The following is a 16,926-nucleotide window of genomic DNA, read 5'->3' as shown; positions in this document are numbered from 1 at the left end:
AAAAGGGTAAAAAAACTCAAAATCCTTTCCCTTTAACCTTTACCCTTTCCCCTAAGAGTGCAAAAATATATTTTTGCAAGAGGTCTAATATATTTATTGCATAAATTCTCAAAACCTCCCCCCAAACCTGATTTACTAAGGTTTTAGCTTTAGTTTTACCCCACTGGGGGAGAGGTCAAAATAGCACTCGTCGAACTCACGTTAATTATTCATCACCGCATCCAAAAGCACATTGGCATCAAAGCGGACTACATCAGTGCAAGGTAGCCCCGTTTCTGCTATTGTTTGAGCGATGCTTTCCTGAGCCGCAGATTCATCTAAATGGGCTGTGTTCAGTGCTATACCTGCTACAGAAACACTTCCAAAAGCACCACCAGCATTAGCAACAGCTTCATAAAGCCGAATCACCTCTGGTAAAGGTGGAATTATTACATGGGGATGATTGCGGACATGAACTTGTCCCGCCCGATGTACTAATATTAGTTGGGTTGGTTGCGAACCACGGATTAGGGGTAGAGTTGCTGTTGAACCAGGGTGTAGCAGCGAACCTTGTCCTTCAATATGCAAGATGTCGTAGTTTTTGCCATAGCGCATAACAATCTGTTCCACAGCACCGGCGGCAAAGTCTACCCGCACGGCATCTAAAGCCACACCGTCTCCTTCTAACATAATTCCAGTTTGCCCTGTGGCGAGGAATTTAGAACGCCAGCCCCGCAGTTTTGACGCCCAATGTAACTCTAGGCTAGTTGACATTTTACCAATCGCCATGTCGGTTCCGACTGTCAACACCCGCCGACACGGAAGAGTACGTGCCATTCCACTAGCAACACTAATATTAGATGGCTCTTTGCGGACATCCCAAATTAGTTGCCCTGGTTTGAGCAGTGCATTTAATTCTGGGATACTTGCCATTGGTGTATGTAAACCATTCACTAAAGACATTCCCGCTTCTAAAGCTTCTTTGATTTCTAGCCAGTAATCATCTGGTACAGCACCACCTCCTGGAGCAATACCAATTACTAAAACTTCCGGTTTGTACTCTAGGGCTGCGGCTACCGATGCTACAATCGGCAGATCGCGCTTGATACCTGTTAATTCTGGTAAAGATTTACCAGCACACTCGCGATCGATTACGGCTACAATTGGGGCTTCACTGTAACGTAAAATTGCTAGCCCTGTTTTGCCGTGAGTCCCAATAGTTCCTTCATGTAGCAAGATAGCTACTCGTTGATTAAGTGGTAGACGCACTGTGTTGTACTCCCAAACCTGGTAAATCGTTTGGCAAAACTTTTCCTTGTTTTAGCAATGCACCCGTAAAAGGGTCATCAATTAAGTTCAGGTGACTGTCTAAATCTAAATAATCAGCTAATGGTGCTAGCTGTAATGCTGCTGTATTAGCTAGCGAACTGTCAGAATAGCAACCGAACATTACTTGCAAGCGATATGCTCGTGCTGTATGTACCATTCGCATTGCCTCTGTTAGCCCCCCTGATTTCATTAGTTTGATATTAATGCCATCCACGTAATTTGCCAAATCGGGAATATCAGCGCTGGTGAAACAACTTTCATCGACAAAGATCGGTAGGGGAGAGTGTTGTTTGAGTTTTGCTAAACTTGGTTCTTCTCCCCGTGGCAATGGCTGTTCTACATACTTTATACCTAAATCAGCCAGCCAATTGCACATGGCGATCGCATCTTCTAAACTCCAACCCCCGTTGGCATCAACAAAAAACTCTAGTTCTGGCGCTTCTTCTCGCACCGCTAAGAGCATTTTTTGATCTGCATCTATGCCATCTGGGCTACCTAGCTTCACCTTAAAAAGACGGACATCTGTAAATTGTAACCAGTCTCGCGCTCTCGCCCTAGCAGCTTCCGGCGAATTAATCCCAATTGTGACTGAAGTCGGGACTATTTGATTGCGATCGAGTCCCCAAATTTGCCACAAGGGTAATCCTACGCACTTACCCAACCAGTCATGCATTGCCATATCCAAGGCAGCTCTTGCAGCAGAAGGAACTTGGTTTTTTGTTAAAACTTGCTCAATTTGCTGACGTTGTAAAGGACTGAATGCTTGTAACAGTGGCACAACTTGCTCTAGAGTATCTTTGATTGCATCAGTTGATTGCCGATGATTACCCACACCAAACGGCGATGCTTCCCCCCAGCCTTCGATGCGATCGTGTGAAATTCTCACCCATACATTTGTTGTCTGTGCCGTTGTACCTCGACTAATAGTCAGCGGAAATCTCTTGTTTACTGTAAATAAATTTACATTTATTTGCATACTTATTTTACATATTATGCTATTGCAAAAGCCAGTGTAAGTTCAAAATTTAGATTTTCGGATACATCTGTTATACTTTTTTACATTCATTGCAAACTTTTTATACATACATTTTATTTGTTACTTAGTTTATGAACAACTTAAAAAAATGGAAGATTTTAAAATCAAAAATGGTTTTAGATAATCCTTGGTGTCAGGTGAGGCAAGATGAAATAGAATTACCGAATGGTAAAATTATAGATGATTATTTTGTCAGTATTAAGCCTGACGTTGCAATGATTTTACCTATCACGAGTAATAGAGAAATTATTTTTGTCCGGCAATATAGACACGCAGTAGGTGAATTTTTCTGGGAACTGCCAGCAGGGAATTTCGATCCTACAAAAGAGAGTGCAGAAATAGCAGCAATTAGAGAATTGAGAGAAGAGACTGGTTATATTCCCCAAAAATTGCAAAAAATTGGAACTTTGTACGATAAGCCGAGCAAAGATACCAATCAAATACATTTGTTTTTAGCAGAAAATGTGAGCAAAGTTGGAGAGCAACAACTAGATATTACAGAAGAAATTGAAGTCGGATTAATTCCTGTAGAATTAATTTTATCTAAAATTATTCAGGGAGAAATTTCTGTTGCCGGAACTATAGCGGCTCTCTTTTTAGGTTTGAAGTTTATTAATTATTAATAATCTAAGGTTAGTTATTATGTTTATCTTTACAGTAACTTCTGATACTTTCCTGAAAGCTCGTCCAAGTGAGTTAGCCGAACTAGCTGAAGATGAAAAACTTCTCATTCAAGTCAAAAGTGTCTTGGAAGTCATTTTTTATGTTGAGGAGGAAGAATATTACAGAATTACCTTGAAAAACTCTATCAAGGGAAAAGATACATGGTTTGTCCGTAAAAAGTATATTAAAATATCTACTTTACGGGATTTATCTGAAGACACCCAAATACCCGTGACATCTGATGCATCACCAGACGTGTTACTATTCCAACCTAGACCTACAAGCAACCAAGCTAGACCTAAAAGCCCTACATCTGCTGTACCATCAGACTCAGTAATATACCAACCTAGAACAATTTCGACACCCAAGACTCAAGACTCTACAAGTTTTTGGAAGAAGCTGTTACCTGCTAAAATTACCTCAGCAATTATTCGTAAAGCCTTTGAATTTTTGGCTGACGATTTGGATAGTAAATCCATTGAGTTAAAGGTAGAAGCAAACAGTAATGTTTCACCAAATGACTTGAGTTGGGATAGTAGCGATATCGAGGTTGAAAAAGAAGTTATTAAGCAGTTAAAAGCGCAACTACAAGAAACCCCAACTATTCAAGAACGATCTTCACAATCTGCTGATATAAATAAAGATTTGGTGGATTGCAGTGTGTTCAGTCCTTCTTCTGTAACTCCAAACGATATGTTCCTCGTCCAAGTCTTTGTTCATCTTCCTGAACAAGTTGAATTTACCAAACAGAATGCTCAACAATTTGATCCTGATGCTAAACAGTTAGGAGCAAGAAGTTTAGGATTACCTATTCAACGGGGAAGTGAACTAACTTTTAACCTATCCATTCCAAAACTAGAAGTAGACGATCCAATTCAAAAGTTGAGTTGGAATGGTAGAGCAGATTCTATTCAATTTGGGGTCACGGTTCCTGCTGATATCACTCAGAAAACAGTCATTGGAACTGTTACTGTAAGTCAAAATACAATTCCCCTTGGTCATCTAAAATTCAAGTTATCGATTATTCCTTCTGCATCTTCTACATCCAAAGACCCTCATCTAGTAGGAGAAGTTGCTCGACATTATAGAAAAGCATTCGTATCTTACTCTTCTAAAGATCGGATAGAAGTTCTTAAAAGGGTGCAGGGACTAGCTGTAAGTGGTATTACAGTTTTTCAAGATATCCTTAATTTAGAACCTGGCGATCGCTGGGAGCAAAAACTTTATCGCAACATTGATGAGTGCGATTTGTTTCTACTATTTTGGTCTACTGCTGCGAAAGAATCACCGTGGGTACTTAAAGAAGTATTGTATGCTCTTGATAGACAAGGTTCTAATGGATTGCGTTCTCCCGAAATTATTCCTGTAATCATAGAAGGCCCACCGCCTGTTCCCCCACCTCCTGAATTGCAGAATCTCCATTTTAATGACAAACTTCTTTACTTAATAGCGACACCTAAATAGCAGAAGCAATCCAAATTCAAACTTGAGAAAATACGGAGATTAAAACTACTGTTCCTAATCCAGCAAAATAGCAGTTATAGTTTGGATCGCCTACAATGATGGCCAATCAAAATATTGAGCTACAAGATGGGCAATTACTCACAATATATAGTGAGGATTTGGAAGTTGATGGAGTAGTGCAGTTATCCGAAGAAGAGAAGTTGTGGGTTGCTGCTATTGATTGGAATAAAATAAGACAAGTTGAGGATTTTGTTGTGCAGGTACAAGTTTGAGTATCCACGCCATTCTGACTTTTTAGTTTTTTATCTAGCCCATTGCTGCAAGATATAAGCATAAAAAGCCTCTTTATCTACCTTATCCATCGCATAAATTTTCCGACCACCAGGAACTACTTTAGTCCGCCCTTGACTAAGACCAGTGGTGATAATTTCTGTTTCCCATTCGCGCAATTGATAAAATTCTGGATGTCCTAGATAAGCTGTTGCTAAAACATCCCAAAAATAATAATCTTGGGGGATGACTAGTGCATAACATTGTCCAGCTAAATCAGAGATGGGATAGTGGCGTTGTCGTCCCATTTTGTATACTAACTCCGATGTAACTGGGACATTGTTAGTTAAATCTAAAGGACACATAATAATTTCAATTTGGGTTTGCCATACCCGCGCGGCTGAAACTGCATCCCAATAAACATTCCATTCGGCAGAACCATCTTGTCCTGCTTCCAGGCTTTTTTCCACATTACCACCTACATTTAACGCGCCTCCCATCCACACAATCTGGTGGATCTTGGCTTCAATGTCTGGTGCTTTGTCCAAAGCCACTGCTACCGTCGTCAAAGGGCCAGTTACCATCAACGTTACGGGGCTTGATGCGTCGCGTAACACCTGTATCATGAAATCTTGACCTGTTTCGGCAACCAATGGCGTAGTAATGGTTTCGCTTTGATTGAGAATGGGGAGATGGTCAACGATAAACGAATCACGGCGATAGAGAGTAGGAAATGGATTGATCCCGCGCACAGTGCTTTCTGCTACCGGGATATGAGAAAATCCCATCAAATCTATAATTTTACGTGTGGCGCTAACAGCCGGTTGAACGTAGCAATCTGCTGGAGTGACGACAACACCAAGGAGTTCAATACGATCCATCGTCAACAGCAGCATAGTTGCTAGATAATCATCTACACCGCCATCGTGATCCATTAATACTAGTTGTTTTGTCATAAAAGGAGAATTATATGGATGAGTTTATGGAAGCTGCAATTCAAGAAGCAAAACAAGGCAGACAAGAAGGGGGAATTCCTATTGGTTCGGTTCTTGTCAAGGATGGCAAAATTCTCGGCAGAGGACACAATAAACGCGTGCAAGATGCCGATCCTGTTACCCACGCCGAAATCGATTGTCTCCGCAATGCTGGAAGAGTTGGCAGTTATAGAGGTACTACACTCTATTCAACTTTAATGCCGTGTTACCTGTGCGCTGGGGCAGTGGTACAATTTGGCATTAAAAAAGTCATTGCTGGAGAATCTAGAACTTTTCCTGGTGCTAAAGAATTTATGGTATCTCACGGTGTGGACGTTATCGATCTTAATCTTGACGAATGCGAACAAATGATGAGTGAGTTTATTGAAACTAACCCCGAACTTTGGAATGAAGATATCGGTAAATAGTCATTTGTCATTTGTCATTTGTCATTTGGCATGGGACACAAGAGGCAGAGTAGGCAGAAGTTCTAAAATGTTTGAATTTTGAATTTTGAATTTTGAATTTTGAATTGATTTCTCCTCTGCTCCCCACTACCCACTATCCACCTTTTAAGGATAAGTATTTTAAAATCAACCAGTAGATAGAGTAATGTGATGCCTGGAAAAATCACTGCGTTTACTGTTTTAAAATAGACATTTAATTCCAGAAGGTATGGAATGAGATTTGAGAAATAAATAAACCCCAGAGACAATTAAGCAAAACTATCATATCATGTCCGCGTAAGTAGTTATGATTTAAATAGTTATTGCACCTTTAAAATCATAGCGATCGCAATATCTGTCTGAAGTCCAAGAAATTAGGAAAATATTGATAATACTTAAGAAAGAAGCTACTAATTATTTTATATTACACAATAATTTTAGTTACTATAACTAGCTAAAATGTAAAAGTGTGAAAATGGCAAATTTAACTGAATTTTCCTTATTTGCTCCTCGCAACAAAGGAGCAGCTTTAATTGGGTCTTTTTCAGATTGGAAAGAAATTCCGATGTCAAAAGGTGAAGATGGTTATTTTCGCACGAAAATCAAACTGGAAGATGGCGTTTATCAATATAAATTTCGCATTCAAACCAAAAGCCCAAATTTTGCACTTGATGAATGGATAAATATCATCGATCCTAAAGCGACAGATGTTGATGAAACAGAAAAATACGGCATAGTACGCATTCAAGATGGACAACGCATTGTTGATAATTACCTTTGGCAAAACAATGAAATGCCGTTGCCTGATAACCGAGAATTAGTCATATATGAAATACACGTTGCCGATTTTACTGGTGATGAAATTGATTTTAACGAGCGAGGCAAATATTTAGGGATAATTGCTAAGTTAGATTATCTTTGCGAATTGGGAATTAATGCAATTGAATTAATGCCAGTTAATGAGTACCCTGGTGATTATAACTGGGGCTATAAAGTTCGCCACTTTTTTGCTACAGAATCTAGTTATGGTTCAACAAAAGATTTAAAACGGTTGATTGACGAGTGTCATGGTAGAGGCATTCGCGTCTTTATGGATGGAATTTATAACCATACAGATGAAGAATGCCCTTTAATACTAATCGATCGAAATTACTGGTATTACGAACACAAACATTATCCTGAAGACCCAGATAATTACTGGGGGCCAGAATTTAACTATGATAATTACGATAAAAACTTAAATATTAAACCTGCATGGGAATACGTCGGCGATGTGGTAAAATTTTGGATTCAGGAGTATCACATTGATGGAATTCGCTTTGATGCAGTGCGGCAATTGGCTAACTTTGAATTTTTCAACTGGCTGACTAAGGAAGCGAAAAATTATGCTGCGCCCAAACAGTTTTACAACATTGCTGAACACATTCCCGATACAAATACTGTAGTCAAACCAAATGGGCCATTAGATGCTTGTTGGCATGAGAGTTTTCGCTACTTTCTAGTTCCATATATTTGTGGGAAATCATTTGAATTAGAACAACTCAAGCAGATTTTAGATCCCAAACAGCAGGGTTATGCGATCGCAACCAATGTAATTAATTATTTGGCAACCCACGATCGCGAACGTGTATTACGAGAATTAGGCAATTGCGGCATCTTTGACGCAGCCGCATTTGAACGAGCTAAGTTAGCTGCTGCTGTGTTAATGACAGCGATGGGTATACCGATGCTGTGGATGGGAGAAGAGTTTGGCGAATATCAGCAAAAAAGCGAAGATGTGACTAAGCCGCAAAAGATTAATTGGTCTTTGTTGTCAAACGGTCAGAATCATGATTTATTTGAGTATTATCAAAAGTTGATTGCTCTACGCAAGGAAACTCCAGCTTTGCAAAGTGACAATATTAAGTTTTTCTACGAAAATGCAGCTGAGAAAGTGCTGGCTTACACCCGTTGGAATGAGCAGAATTCTCATATCGTTGTCGTAGTAAATTTCTCCGACCAAAATCTAAATCAATATAAAATTTCAAGCTTCCCAACTGCTGAGTATTGGCGAGATTGGGTTAGCAATCAAGAAGTGAAATCTCAAGAGGATGGTTTGGTTACTGACTTATCAAGCTATACAGCTAAAATATTTGTTTCAAATTCACAGTAATGTAGTCTGTAGCTCGTTAATGTCAAAAGATTGTAAATACATTGTCGCAAGCAGTGCGTTCACCGGAGGTGTTGGCGCAGCCATCGCTCGTCAAACAAACTGCTTGCGTCGCAACCCAATAATAAGACTAGCGATAGGAGCAACACCAAATAAAATAATATCGTGTCCAATCAGATCGGCCCAAAACCCAGATTGTAGAGACGCGATTTATCGCGTCTTAAAAGACCAATCATCTACTGCGAATAAGGCGTTGGGCAGTAATTAACAGGAGGCTTTATGGTAATTGTTGACAATTTGCGCTTTCCGTTGACGCTTTTGACAGCACTAGGCTGCGGGCTGGTGGCTGGCGTCTTCTTTGCCTTCTCGACTTTCGTGATGAATGCCCTTGCACGACTCCAGCCAAAGGAGGGCATTATCGCTATGCAATCCATCAATATCACTGCGATCAATCCGTTGTTCATGTTGGCACTCTTTGGAACGGCTATGGCTTGCATCTTTCTAGCGATTTCCTCGGTGTTAAAGTGGCATCAACCTGGTGCTGCCTATTTGCTTGTCGGTAGCCTCCTGTATTTGATTGGCACCGTTATAGTGACGATCGCATTCAATGTGCCGCTGAATGATGCCTTAGCGATCGCCAAACCGGATAGTACTGAAGGCGCAAACCTATGGGCTAGATATCTTACCAATTGGACGTTCTGGAACCACGTTCGGACAATAGCGGCACTTGCGGCAGCGTTGACGATTGCACTGGGCGATCGCACGGTGAAATAGAAATAATCAATATGTATAATACCCTTTGCTTGGCAAAATGAAGCTATATGAGTATTCAAGCAGCATACGATAATTGGTCAGCCACATACGATGCTGACGAAAATCTGACGCGCGATCTCGATCGAATCGTCACCAGAGAAACCTTGCTGGGTTTGAAGTGTAAATCAGTCGTAGAAATTGGCTGTGGCACAGGTAAAAATACGTTTTTACTTTCACAAATTGCTCTGAAAGTTTGTGCGATCGATTTTTCAGCACAGATGATCGAAAAGGCAAAAGAGAAAGTGAGGTCTGCGAATGTAGTGTTTATTACCGAAGACATTACTAAGCAATGGACTTGTGATAATGAGTCCGCCGATTTAGTTACTTGTAATCTTGTTTTAGAACACATCGAAGACCTCAGCTTGATATTTTCAGAAGCATCTCGTGTCTTAGTTAAAGGAGGATACTTTTTCATCTGTGAGCTTCATCCATTCAAGCAATATCAAGGAACAAAAGCTAATTTTCAAAGACAGCAAGAGTCCATTGAAATTCCGGCATTTGTGCATCATCTATCGGACTTTTTTAACACAGCGAAAATTCATGGCTTCCAACTTGAAGACTTCAAAGAGTGGTGGCATGAACAAGATCAAAATAAACCACCAAGACTAGTATCAATTTTGTTTAGAAAGTAAAGAAAATTTGGCGTTGCATAATTGCGGGATGATTTCGCAAATTATAAAATCTCCCCCCCTGCTCCCGAAGCACCCCCTGCCTCCCCTGCCTGCCTAAATTCATCCCTCTGTTCTGCAACGCCGAAAATTTTGGTGCATTGAAATTTAGCTCACTTGCAGAAATACTTGCAAGATTGATGTAAGATAGGCGATTAATTATGGAATTTCCCAAACAGGTAGAGAATATTTCTGTCAGCGCTGACAAGACTTTAACATCAGAATTCTCGAAAAAGATTCATCAGTCATTAACACAGCGAGATCCTCAGTTTATTGAATCATTGATGCCTATATGCTCATGGTTTTACCGTTATTACTTTCAAGTAAAAACTGATGGATGGCATCACATCCCAACAACAGGGAAAGTACTACTGGTTGGCTCTCATAATGGGGGAATGGCTTCTCCAGATTTAATAATGATGATGTATGATTGGTTTTCGAGATTTGGAACCGAGCGTTTGGTGTATGGTCTAATGCACCCTTACGCTTGGAAAGTGAGTCCAGAAATAGCAGGATTAGCTCAGAAATTCGGAGCAATTCTTGCACATCCCAAAATGGCTAGTGCGGCTTTCGATCGCGGTGCTAGCGTTCTAGTATATCCTGGTGGACAATATGATATGTTTCGTCCTCATAGCCAACGCTATAAAATTCATTTTGCTGGTCATCAGGGCTTTGTCAAGCTAGCTTTAAAACAAGAAGTTCCGATTATTCCTGTAATCTCGGTAGGCGCTCATGATACGTTGATAGTCTTATGTGATTGCTATGATTTAGTCAAACAATTGCATCAGTGGGGATTGCCGTGGTTATATCAATTAGACCCTGGTGTTTTCCCAATTTACTTGGGTTTGCCTTGGGGCTTGTCTATTGGCCCTCTGCCAAATATTCCTTTACCTGTGCAGATTCACACTCGTATCTGTCATCCAATTATTTTTGAAAGATATGGTCAAGATGCAGCTAGAGATCGTAACTATGTGAATGCTTGTTATGAAATAGTTCAAAGTCAAATGCAGGAAGAGTTAAATAATTTGGTTAGAGATAGTCAGAAATCTAGCTAATCTCATGTCCAGTTAAAGACTTATCATTAGGAGGGCAGGGGAGCAGCACTTCGGCTACGCTCAGTGACCAAGGAACAGAGGGGCAGCACTTCGGCTACGCTCAGTGACCGAAGAACAGAGGAGCAGAGAGGCAGAGAGGCTTTCTGCATAGATTCGGGAATTAAAACTAATTAGCCGGACTTGATATCAAACACGAATATTAGTGACGCAGTGATGTTTCGCCCAATATTTCCAAAAGCGATCGCTCCATAACTTCACTGACAAATTTATTACCTTGCAAGTTGAGGTGAATGTGGTCGTGAAACAAACCTTGGGGGTTGGTAGTTGAATTGAAATTTGGTAAAAAGTCTATATAGTTAATTTGCTGTGCTTTGGTAAAATCACTCAAGCGCTGCCGTGCTTTAATTTCGTAATCGCGGGGGCCTGGTTCACCAATTTCTCGTAGTAAAGGAGTCATCACCAGCAGAAATTTGCTGTTGGATTGGCGAGTCAAGGCTTGAATTTTAGCGATCGCCTCCAGATTAATCCCCACGCGATCGCCTGATTCATTTTGCACGGCTTGCAGTTCAGGTATTGGCTTTTGCTTGACGATATAACGCTGCCATACTTCCACTAATGCCAGGGGAGGTTTGCGATCTGGATAATTGCGATCGCGTCCTACTGGTAATGAAGTAGGAGGAGTAGCAAACAAATCATCAGTATTAATTAATAACACCACTGCTTGCGCGTTAAAAGTGCCAAACTTCTCCAAATAAGCTAATTCATTTCTTGGCCCCCAAGAGTTAGCTGAAGCATTTAATACTTCTACTTCCCGATCATTACTATTAGTAGATGATGCTAGAGAACGCATCATCAAACTAGATATTGTATTAGTCTGATCAGTCCACCAGCCACCATTAGCAATAGAATCACCTAAGAGGAGAATTCGCAGCCCAGTAGGTGCAGGTATCTTTTTGATCGGACTACCTCGCATAGAATATTCATTAATTTCAATGCGATTCCCAAAACGACGAGTACGTTGATTAGGAGCCAACAAATAACCAATTTGCTCATCGCCAATATAAATCAAAGGATTACCAAAACCAAACAGCGATCGCAGTCCAATCTCAATTACCACAAACAATCCCACAACCACCGCCAAAATTACGCTCAGTGCTATTTTCACCTACTCACACCCTCTTATACTGAGTTGCTTTTCAATGATACTGGGGGATTGGGAATTGGGCGTTAGGAGTTAAGAGTTAGGAGTTAAGAGTTAGGAGTTTTATTTATCTCCTTGTCTCCCTTGTCCCCTTATCTCCCTCATCTCCTCATCTCCCTGCTCCCCTGCCTCCTCTTCACTTCTAAATTTTTAAAGTGAATTTAACGTCATCCGCAAAGAGAAGGACTACAATCAAGACGGACAAATATTTCATGCTCCAACAACAGAGGATTAGAAGCTGTGTCCGACTTAAATCGCGGAATTATGAAATTTAAGGGTGCAGATTCCCCAAAAGTAGTCACTATCTCTACCGTGTTGCTTCTGGGATCGATCGCTGCTCTCGTAATCTGGGCGCTGCAAGCTGCCTATGCGCTAAACTAAAACCATTAGTAGTCTAGAAGGACACTTGTCTTAAACGGTTTCCGTCTTAGCCAAGTGTCCATTTAGCAACTAGTAATTAAAAAAGAATCTAGAATCCAGAATCCAGAATCCAGAATCCAGAATGCTTTTCCTTGGGGGATTCAAACTACTAGCTGATTGTAGACTTATAAATCTATAATTTGGATTGTTTTTAAAGCCCGTGTTCATCTCCTAGCCATACTCCCATCCATTCTGACTCCTGACTCCTGACTCCTGAATTCTCTTTGATAAAAGCCCCTTTTATAACCATCAAAAATTTCAGCAAAACTTTAGATTTGAGGTTTTAGATGGAAAATTTAAATCTAAAATCCAAATTCCAGAATGTTTGAACCTTGGGGTGTTTTCGCTATTTTAATTATCTGCCCCCTTTTGGGCGGATTACCCCTGATTGCATGGATAACTTACGCCCTGACGCGGAAGCAGTTATCAGAAGTTGGTACAGGAAACATTAGTGTATCAGCTGCCTTTTATCATGGGGGTAAAATTGTCGGAATTCTGGCAGTCTTGTCAGAAGCTTTTAAAGGAGTTGCGGCAGTCTTACTCACCCGCATTTTCTTCCCAGATGGATCGTCTTGGGAATTGCTTGCCCTAATCGCTCTGGTAATTGGTAGATACTGGATAGGCAGAGGAGCAGGTACAACAAATGTTGTCTGGGGATTTGTCGTACACGATCCACTGGTAGCGATATTTGTATCTTTCTTTGCAGGTATTAGTTTTACAATTCTGCAATCAAGAAAGTTAGTCAAATTTGGGGTTTTGCTACTTTTTCCTTTGTTTGTGGCACTTCTGCACTTTAGCGATATTCCCAGAATACTTGCTGCTGTGGCCTTAGCTGGTTTAATGGGCTGGATTTACACCAAAATTGCTGATGATATGAAACTGCCAGCCCAAGAGGCACAAACTGAATCTCTTGCGATGTTGGAGTTTTTACGCGGCGAACGCACAATGGTTTCTCTAGATGAAGAGTTGAATGCTGCCATTGTCGGAGAAAAGGCAGCAACATTATCTCAAATTAAGCGCTGGGGCTATCCAGTGCCGAAGGGATGGGTGCTAGCCCCCATCGACAATCCAGAAGGGTTAACAGAATTTCTCCAGCCATCAGAATTATCTCCTTTGGTGGTGCGTTCCTCCGCTATTGGAGAAGACTCAGAATACGCTTCTGCTGCTGGACAGTATGAAACAGTTATAAATGTTACTAGCCAAAAGGGATTACAAGAAGCGATCGCTCAAGTTCAAGCTTCTTACAATCATCCCTCAGCTGTTCAATATCGCCGCGATCGCGGCTTAAATGATACAGCAATGGCTGTGTTGATTCAGCAACAAGTCCAGAGTGTGTATTCTGGCGTTGCTTTCAGTCGCGATCCCATTACCCAGCAAGGCGATGCGATCGTGATTGAAGCCCTTCCAGGCAGCCCGACGCAAGTTGTTTCGGGAAAAGTCACACCAGAACAATATCGCGCTTTTGTCGTTGAAACAGAAAATTCTTATTCTGTACAATTAGAGGGTCAAGGACGAGTCCCACAATCATTAATTAAGCAAGTTGCTTACCTTGCTTACCGACTCGAAAAACGTTATCATGGCACTCCTCAAGATATCGAGTGGAGTTATGATGGGCAAACGCTTTGGGTGTTGCAATCTCGACCGATCGCGACTCTGTTGCCCATCTGGACGCGCAAAATCGCCGCCGAAGTGATTCCCGGAGTAATTCACCCTTTAACATGGTCAATTAATCGTCCCTTAACTTGTGGAGTTTGGGGAGAATTTTTTACTTTAGTTTTGGGCGATCGCGCTTTGGGGTTAGATTTCACCAAAACAGCAACTCTGCACTATTCTAGAGCCTACTTTAATGCGTCCCTCTTAGGAGATATTTTTCTTCGTATGGGACTGCCACCGGAAAGTCTGGAATTTTTAACCAGAGGAGCTAAATTAAGTAAACCTTCCTTGCAGTCAACTTGGGAAAACTTGCCAGGACTAGGGAAGTTGCTGAAGCGAGAATTAAGTTTAGAAAAGGACTTCAAGGAAGATTATCACAAACGGTTCATTCCTGGGTTGTCGCAGTTGGCGCAGTCAGATATAGATAGCTTGGAACCACCCGCGTTGTTGGCAAGAGTTGATTTTATTCTGGAGTTGCTGCGTCATGGAACGTATTACAGCATTTTAGCTCCTTTAAGTGCTGCCCTAAGACAGGCGATTTTTCGGGTAAAGGATAAGCAAATCGATCATAGCGTCACCCCAGAGGTAGCGGCATTGCGATCGCTCAGTGCGATCGCTACAGATGCCAAGCAGGTATTGGTTGAGTTTGAGCCACAGCAAGTATTTGAACAATTAAAGCAATCCCCCGAAGGAGAAAAGATCCTCCAAGAATTTAACGAATTGCTGCAAGATTACGGCTACTTAAGTGAAGTAGGAACCGATATCTCCGTTCCCACTTGGCGGGAAAATCCCCAAATGATTCAGCAGATGTTTGTGCAGTTAATGCAGGGGAACGAACCACAAGCAGGTGCTAAAGATGCGATTAATAGTATCTTTGCCAGTAAGCGCAAACGCTCTTTTGTGCAACGGCGCGTAGATATCAAAGGACGAGTCACTGAAGTTTATTCACGACTTTTAGCTGAATTGCGTTGGAGTTTTGTGGCTTTAGAAAAGATTTGGTTAAAGTCTGGCTTACTTAGGCAAACAGGCGATATCTTTTTTCTCAACTTTGATGAAGTGCGGCGTCTAATTGGAGATGAAAATTCCAGCTTGATCGAGCAGTTAGATGAGTTAGTGGAATTTAGGCGATCGCAATTTCTGCAAGATAGCGAGATTATTCAAATACCTGTTTTAGTCTATGGCAATACACCTCCTCACCCCTTAGCTCCCTCTGAACTTTACTCTGACCAAATTTTACAAGGTATTGGAGCCAGTCACGGGCAAGCCGAAGGTAGGGTGAAAGTGTTGCGAAATTTACAAGAGATTCCAGAAGTCGATCGAGAGACGATTCTGGTAGTACCTTATACAGATTCCGGCTGGGCACCATTATTATTAAAGGCTGGAGGATTAATTGCCGAAGCTGGAGGAAGACTTTCTCACGGTGCGATCGTTGCTCGTGAGTATGGAATTCCCGCCGTGATGGATGTTCGCGGTGCTACATGGATCTTGCAAGATGGTCAACGAGTCAGGATTGATGGGTCTAGGGGTATTGTGGAATTATCTAACGATTTAAGACCCGAATGATTACCACTTCCCTGAAAGACTTGCCTGAAGAATCGGTTTCTCACAATGCCGAAATCAAGAAAAAGGTGATGTTACGCTTCGGCGATTTACCTCACCTAACTAACTTTTCTCAAGCACGTTTTGCTCCTGGACAAACCGCACCAGCACACGCGCATCAAGATATGTGCGAGGTATTCTTTGTAGAAGCTGGTTTAGGAGTCATTCACATTGATGGTACAGAATACCCTTTGCTTCCGGGAAACTGCGTAGCCATCGAACCGGGAGAAGTACACGAAGTTGTCAATAGTGGCTCAACCGAACTTGTTTTGACATACTTTGGTTTGCGAGTCGAAAAATCGAGCTAAGGGACTTTCAAGAAATAAATTATCCAATCTTGTGGGGTGGGTCGAAAAGCCATTGGTGTCAACTTAAGCTAAAACTCCTTTAAAACCTGGTTTCCAGCCTCTTGCTGGAAATGCTGCTTTTGGCGGCTCTGCCGCGAGGAGAGGGAGGCGAATCAATATATTTTCAGATTAAACCAAAACCCTGATGTAGAGACGCGATTTATCGCGTCTTCAAAGATCAATGATTTACTAATATACCAAGGGTGTTGCCCCGCGCATCTGACGCAAAGAATTTATACAAGCAGGACAATCACAACCAAATAAGTCGATTGCTACATTGCTTTCTTCATCATTGAACTCCAGCATGGGAGCATCTTCTTTAGAAAACTCTATTTCACGCTGATAGTTAGGAATTTGAGCCAATACAGAAGCCCTGGCACATACTAAACCTACTTTATGTTTATTGCGTATACAAGATAGACGATCTGTGCTTTTGACTCCTGGTTCTGGCTCCATAGCTTGTGCGTGATTCAGCATTACTCCCATAGAGAGAAGAGAGCTAATCAGCACTGGAGAAGAAAGCAAACTCAGTATAAATTTGTTCATTGGTTTTCTTGAAAAACAATCTCGATTGCTCAGATTATCCGATTAAATCTTACAGTGCAAGTAAATATGTATCAGGAATAGCCCAAAATTCAGATGTAAAGACAATACTTTTCGGTTAAAGGGGAAAGGGAAAAGGGAAAAGGTTGAATTTACCTTTTCCCGCAAACCCATTAATCTTTCTCCCAGACCAAAAAAAGATTGTTGGGTTTATCCGAAAAGTATTGGATGTAGAGATGCGAATTATTGCGTCTTGAAATACCAAGGGACTTTCAACTCAAATAACTCTTCATTGAACTGTATTGTCATACAACGCA

The 16,926-nt window shown here is 41.2% G+C and carries 15 protein-coding genes; 10 read left to right on the top strand and 5 right to left on the bottom strand.

Annotated elements, in window-relative coordinates:
- Positions 1-201: 201 nt before the first annotated feature.
- Positions 202-1,248 carry a DUF1611 domain-containing protein gene (locus RM368_RS22385; RefSeq protein ID WP_322673221.1) on the bottom strand — a complete coding sequence of 349 codons (1,047 nt, stop codon included), beginning with the start codon at positions 1,246-1,248 and terminating at the stop codon, positions 202-204.
- Positions 1,232-2,284 carry a dipeptide epimerase gene (locus tag RM368_RS22380; protein WP_322696076.1) on the bottom strand — a complete coding sequence of 351 codons (1,053 nt, stop codon included), beginning with the start codon at positions 2,282-2,284 and terminating at the stop codon, positions 1,232-1,234. The genes RM368_RS22385 and RM368_RS22380 overlap by 17 nt, the downstream gene beginning before the upstream one ends.
- 131 nt (positions 2,285-2,415) lie before the next feature.
- Here RM368_RS22380 and RM368_RS22375 point away from each other — a divergent pair, with 131 nt between their 5' ends.
- From RM368_RS22375 to RM368_RS22365, 3 genes are all read left to right on the top strand, one after another.
- Positions 2,416-2,967: an NUDIX hydrolase gene (locus RM368_RS22375; RefSeq protein ID WP_322696075.1), complete on the top strand. Its 552-nt coding sequence runs from the start codon at positions 2,416-2,418 to the stop codon at positions 2,965-2,967.
- Between the two features lie 19 nt (positions 2,968-2,986).
- Positions 2,987-4,471: a toll/interleukin-1 receptor domain-containing protein gene (locus tag RM368_RS22370; protein WP_322696074.1), complete on the top strand. Its 1,485-nt coding sequence runs from the start codon at positions 2,987-2,989 to the stop codon at positions 4,469-4,471.
- Positions 4,472-4,566: 95 nt separating this feature from the next.
- Positions 4,567-4,743 carry a hypothetical protein gene (locus tag RM368_RS22365; protein WP_322696073.1) on the top strand — a complete coding sequence of 59 codons (177 nt, stop codon included), beginning with the start codon at positions 4,567-4,569 and terminating at the stop codon, positions 4,741-4,743.
- A 30-nt stretch (positions 4,744-4,773) separates the two neighbouring features.
- Here RM368_RS22365 and RM368_RS22360 read toward each other — a convergent pair whose 3' ends face one another.
- Positions 4,774-5,697 (bottom strand): nucleoside hydrolase, encoded by a 924-nt coding sequence (locus tag RM368_RS22360; RefSeq protein ID WP_322696072.1) that lies wholly within the window; start codon positions 5,695-5,697, stop codon positions 4,774-4,776.
- A gap of 14 nt (positions 5,698-5,711) precedes the next feature.
- Between RM368_RS22360 and RM368_RS22355 the strand changes: the two genes are divergently transcribed.
- The 5 genes from RM368_RS22355 to RM368_RS22335 all read left to right on the top strand — a co-directional run bounded on the left by RM368_RS22355 (position 5,712) and on the right by RM368_RS22335 (position 10,846).
- Positions 5,712-6,143, top strand: coding sequence for a nucleoside deaminase (locus tag RM368_RS22355; RefSeq protein WP_322696071.1), 432 nt, complete (start codon positions 5,712-5,714; stop codon positions 6,141-6,143).
- Between the two features lie 493 nt (positions 6,144-6,636).
- Positions 6,637-8,313: an alpha-amylase family glycosyl hydrolase gene (locus tag RM368_RS22350; RefSeq protein ID WP_322696070.1), complete on the top strand. Its 1,677-nt coding sequence runs from the start codon at positions 6,637-6,639 to the stop codon at positions 8,311-8,313.
- A gap of 420 nt (positions 8,314-8,733) precedes the next feature.
- A complete protein-coding gene (locus tag RM368_RS22345) occupies positions 8,734-9,084 on the top strand; it encodes a DUF1772 domain-containing protein (RefSeq protein WP_322696069.1) in 351 nt (116 codons plus the stop codon).
- A 47-nt stretch (positions 9,085-9,131) separates the two neighbouring features.
- Positions 9,132-9,755 (top strand): class I SAM-dependent methyltransferase, encoded by a 624-nt coding sequence (locus RM368_RS22340; RefSeq protein WP_322696068.1) that lies wholly within the window; start codon positions 9,132-9,134, stop codon positions 9,753-9,755.
- 197 nt (positions 9,756-9,952) lie between these two features.
- Positions 9,953-10,846: a lysophospholipid acyltransferase family protein gene (locus RM368_RS22335; protein WP_322696067.1), complete on the top strand. Its 894-nt coding sequence runs from the start codon at positions 9,953-9,955 to the stop codon at positions 10,844-10,846.
- Positions 10,847-11,045: 199 nt separating this feature from the next.
- On the opposite strand, the gene RM368_RS22330 is transcribed toward RM368_RS22335, so the two are convergent.
- Positions 11,046-12,011: an SGNH/GDSL hydrolase family protein gene (locus RM368_RS22330; protein ID WP_322696066.1), complete on the bottom strand. Its 966-nt coding sequence runs from the start codon at positions 12,009-12,011 to the stop codon at positions 11,046-11,048.
- A 777-nt stretch (positions 12,012-12,788) separates the two neighbouring features.
- Between RM368_RS22330 and RM368_RS22325 the strand changes: the two genes are divergently transcribed.
- Both RM368_RS22325 and RM368_RS22320 read left to right on the top strand, forming a co-directional pair.
- A complete protein-coding gene (locus RM368_RS22325; protein ID WP_322696065.1) occupies positions 12,789-15,683 on the top strand; it encodes a glycerol-3-phosphate acyltransferase in 2,895 nt (964 codons plus the stop codon).
- Positions 15,680-16,027 carry a cupin domain-containing protein gene (locus RM368_RS22320; protein ID WP_322673208.1) on the top strand — a complete coding sequence of 116 codons (348 nt, stop codon included), beginning with the start codon at positions 15,680-15,682 and terminating at the stop codon, positions 16,025-16,027. The genes RM368_RS22325 and RM368_RS22320 overlap by 4 nt, the downstream gene beginning before the upstream one ends.
- A gap of 228 nt (positions 16,028-16,255) precedes the next feature.
- On the opposite strand, the gene RM368_RS22315 is transcribed toward RM368_RS22320, so the two are convergent.
- Entirely contained in the window at positions 16,256-16,612 is a 357-nt protein-coding gene (locus RM368_RS22315) for a hypothetical protein (protein ID WP_322696064.1), read from the bottom strand.
- Positions 16,613-16,926 lie beyond the last annotated feature (314 nt).

The organism is Nostoc sp. DedSLP03 (genome assembly GCF_034530815.1).
Classification (GTDB): Bacteria; Cyanobacteriota; Cyanobacteriia; order Cyanobacteriales; family Nostocaceae; genus Nostoc.
Note: the sequence above shows the minus strand (reverse complement) of the source record. Positions and strands in the feature narration are given on the sequence as shown.

What these genes read in the sequence shown, in the direction of transcription:
- RM368_RS22380 (WP_322696076.1), bottom strand. Translation starts at nt 2,284, where the DNA reads ATGCAAATAAATGTAAATTTATTTACAGTAAACAAGAGATTTCCGCTG.
- RM368_RS22375 (WP_322696075.1), top strand. Translation starts at nt 2,416, where the DNA reads ATGAACAACTTAAAAAAATGGAAGATTTTAAAATCAAAAATGGTTTTA.
- RM368_RS22370 (WP_322696074.1), top strand. Translation starts at nt 2,987, where the DNA reads ATGTTTATCTTTACAGTAACTTCTGATACTTTCCTGAAAGCTCGTCCA.
- RM368_RS22365 (WP_322696073.1), top strand. Translation starts at nt 4,567, where the DNA reads ATGATGGCCAATCAAAATATTGAGCTACAAGATGGGCAATTACTCACA.
- RM368_RS22360 (WP_322696072.1), bottom strand. Translation starts at nt 5,697, where the DNA reads ATGACAAAACAACTAGTATTAATGGATCACGATGGCGGTGTAGATGAT.
- RM368_RS22355 (WP_322696071.1), top strand. Translation starts at nt 5,712, where the DNA reads ATGGATGAGTTTATGGAAGCTGCAATTCAAGAAGCAAAACAAGGCAGA.
- RM368_RS22350 (WP_322696070.1), top strand. Translation starts at nt 6,637, where the DNA reads ATGGCAAATTTAACTGAATTTTCCTTATTTGCTCCTCGCAACAAAGGA.
- RM368_RS22345 (WP_322696069.1), top strand. Translation starts at nt 8,734, where the DNA reads ATGCAATCCATCAATATCACTGCGATCAATCCGTTGTTCATGTTGGCA.
- RM368_RS22340 (WP_322696068.1), top strand. Translation starts at nt 9,132, where the DNA reads ATGAGTATTCAAGCAGCATACGATAATTGGTCAGCCACATACGATGCT.
- RM368_RS22335 (WP_322696067.1), top strand. Translation starts at nt 9,953, where the DNA reads ATGGAATTTCCCAAACAGGTAGAGAATATTTCTGTCAGCGCTGACAAG.
- RM368_RS22325 (WP_322696065.1), top strand. Translation starts at nt 12,789, where the DNA reads ATGTTTGAACCTTGGGGTGTTTTCGCTATTTTAATTATCTGCCCCCTT.
- RM368_RS22320 (WP_322673208.1), top strand. Translation starts at nt 15,680, where the DNA reads ATGATTACCACTTCCCTGAAAGACTTGCCTGAAGAATCGGTTTCTCAC.
- RM368_RS22315 (WP_322696064.1), bottom strand. Translation starts at nt 16,612, where the DNA reads ATGAACAAATTTATACTGAGTTTGCTTTCTTCTCCAGTGCTGATTAGC.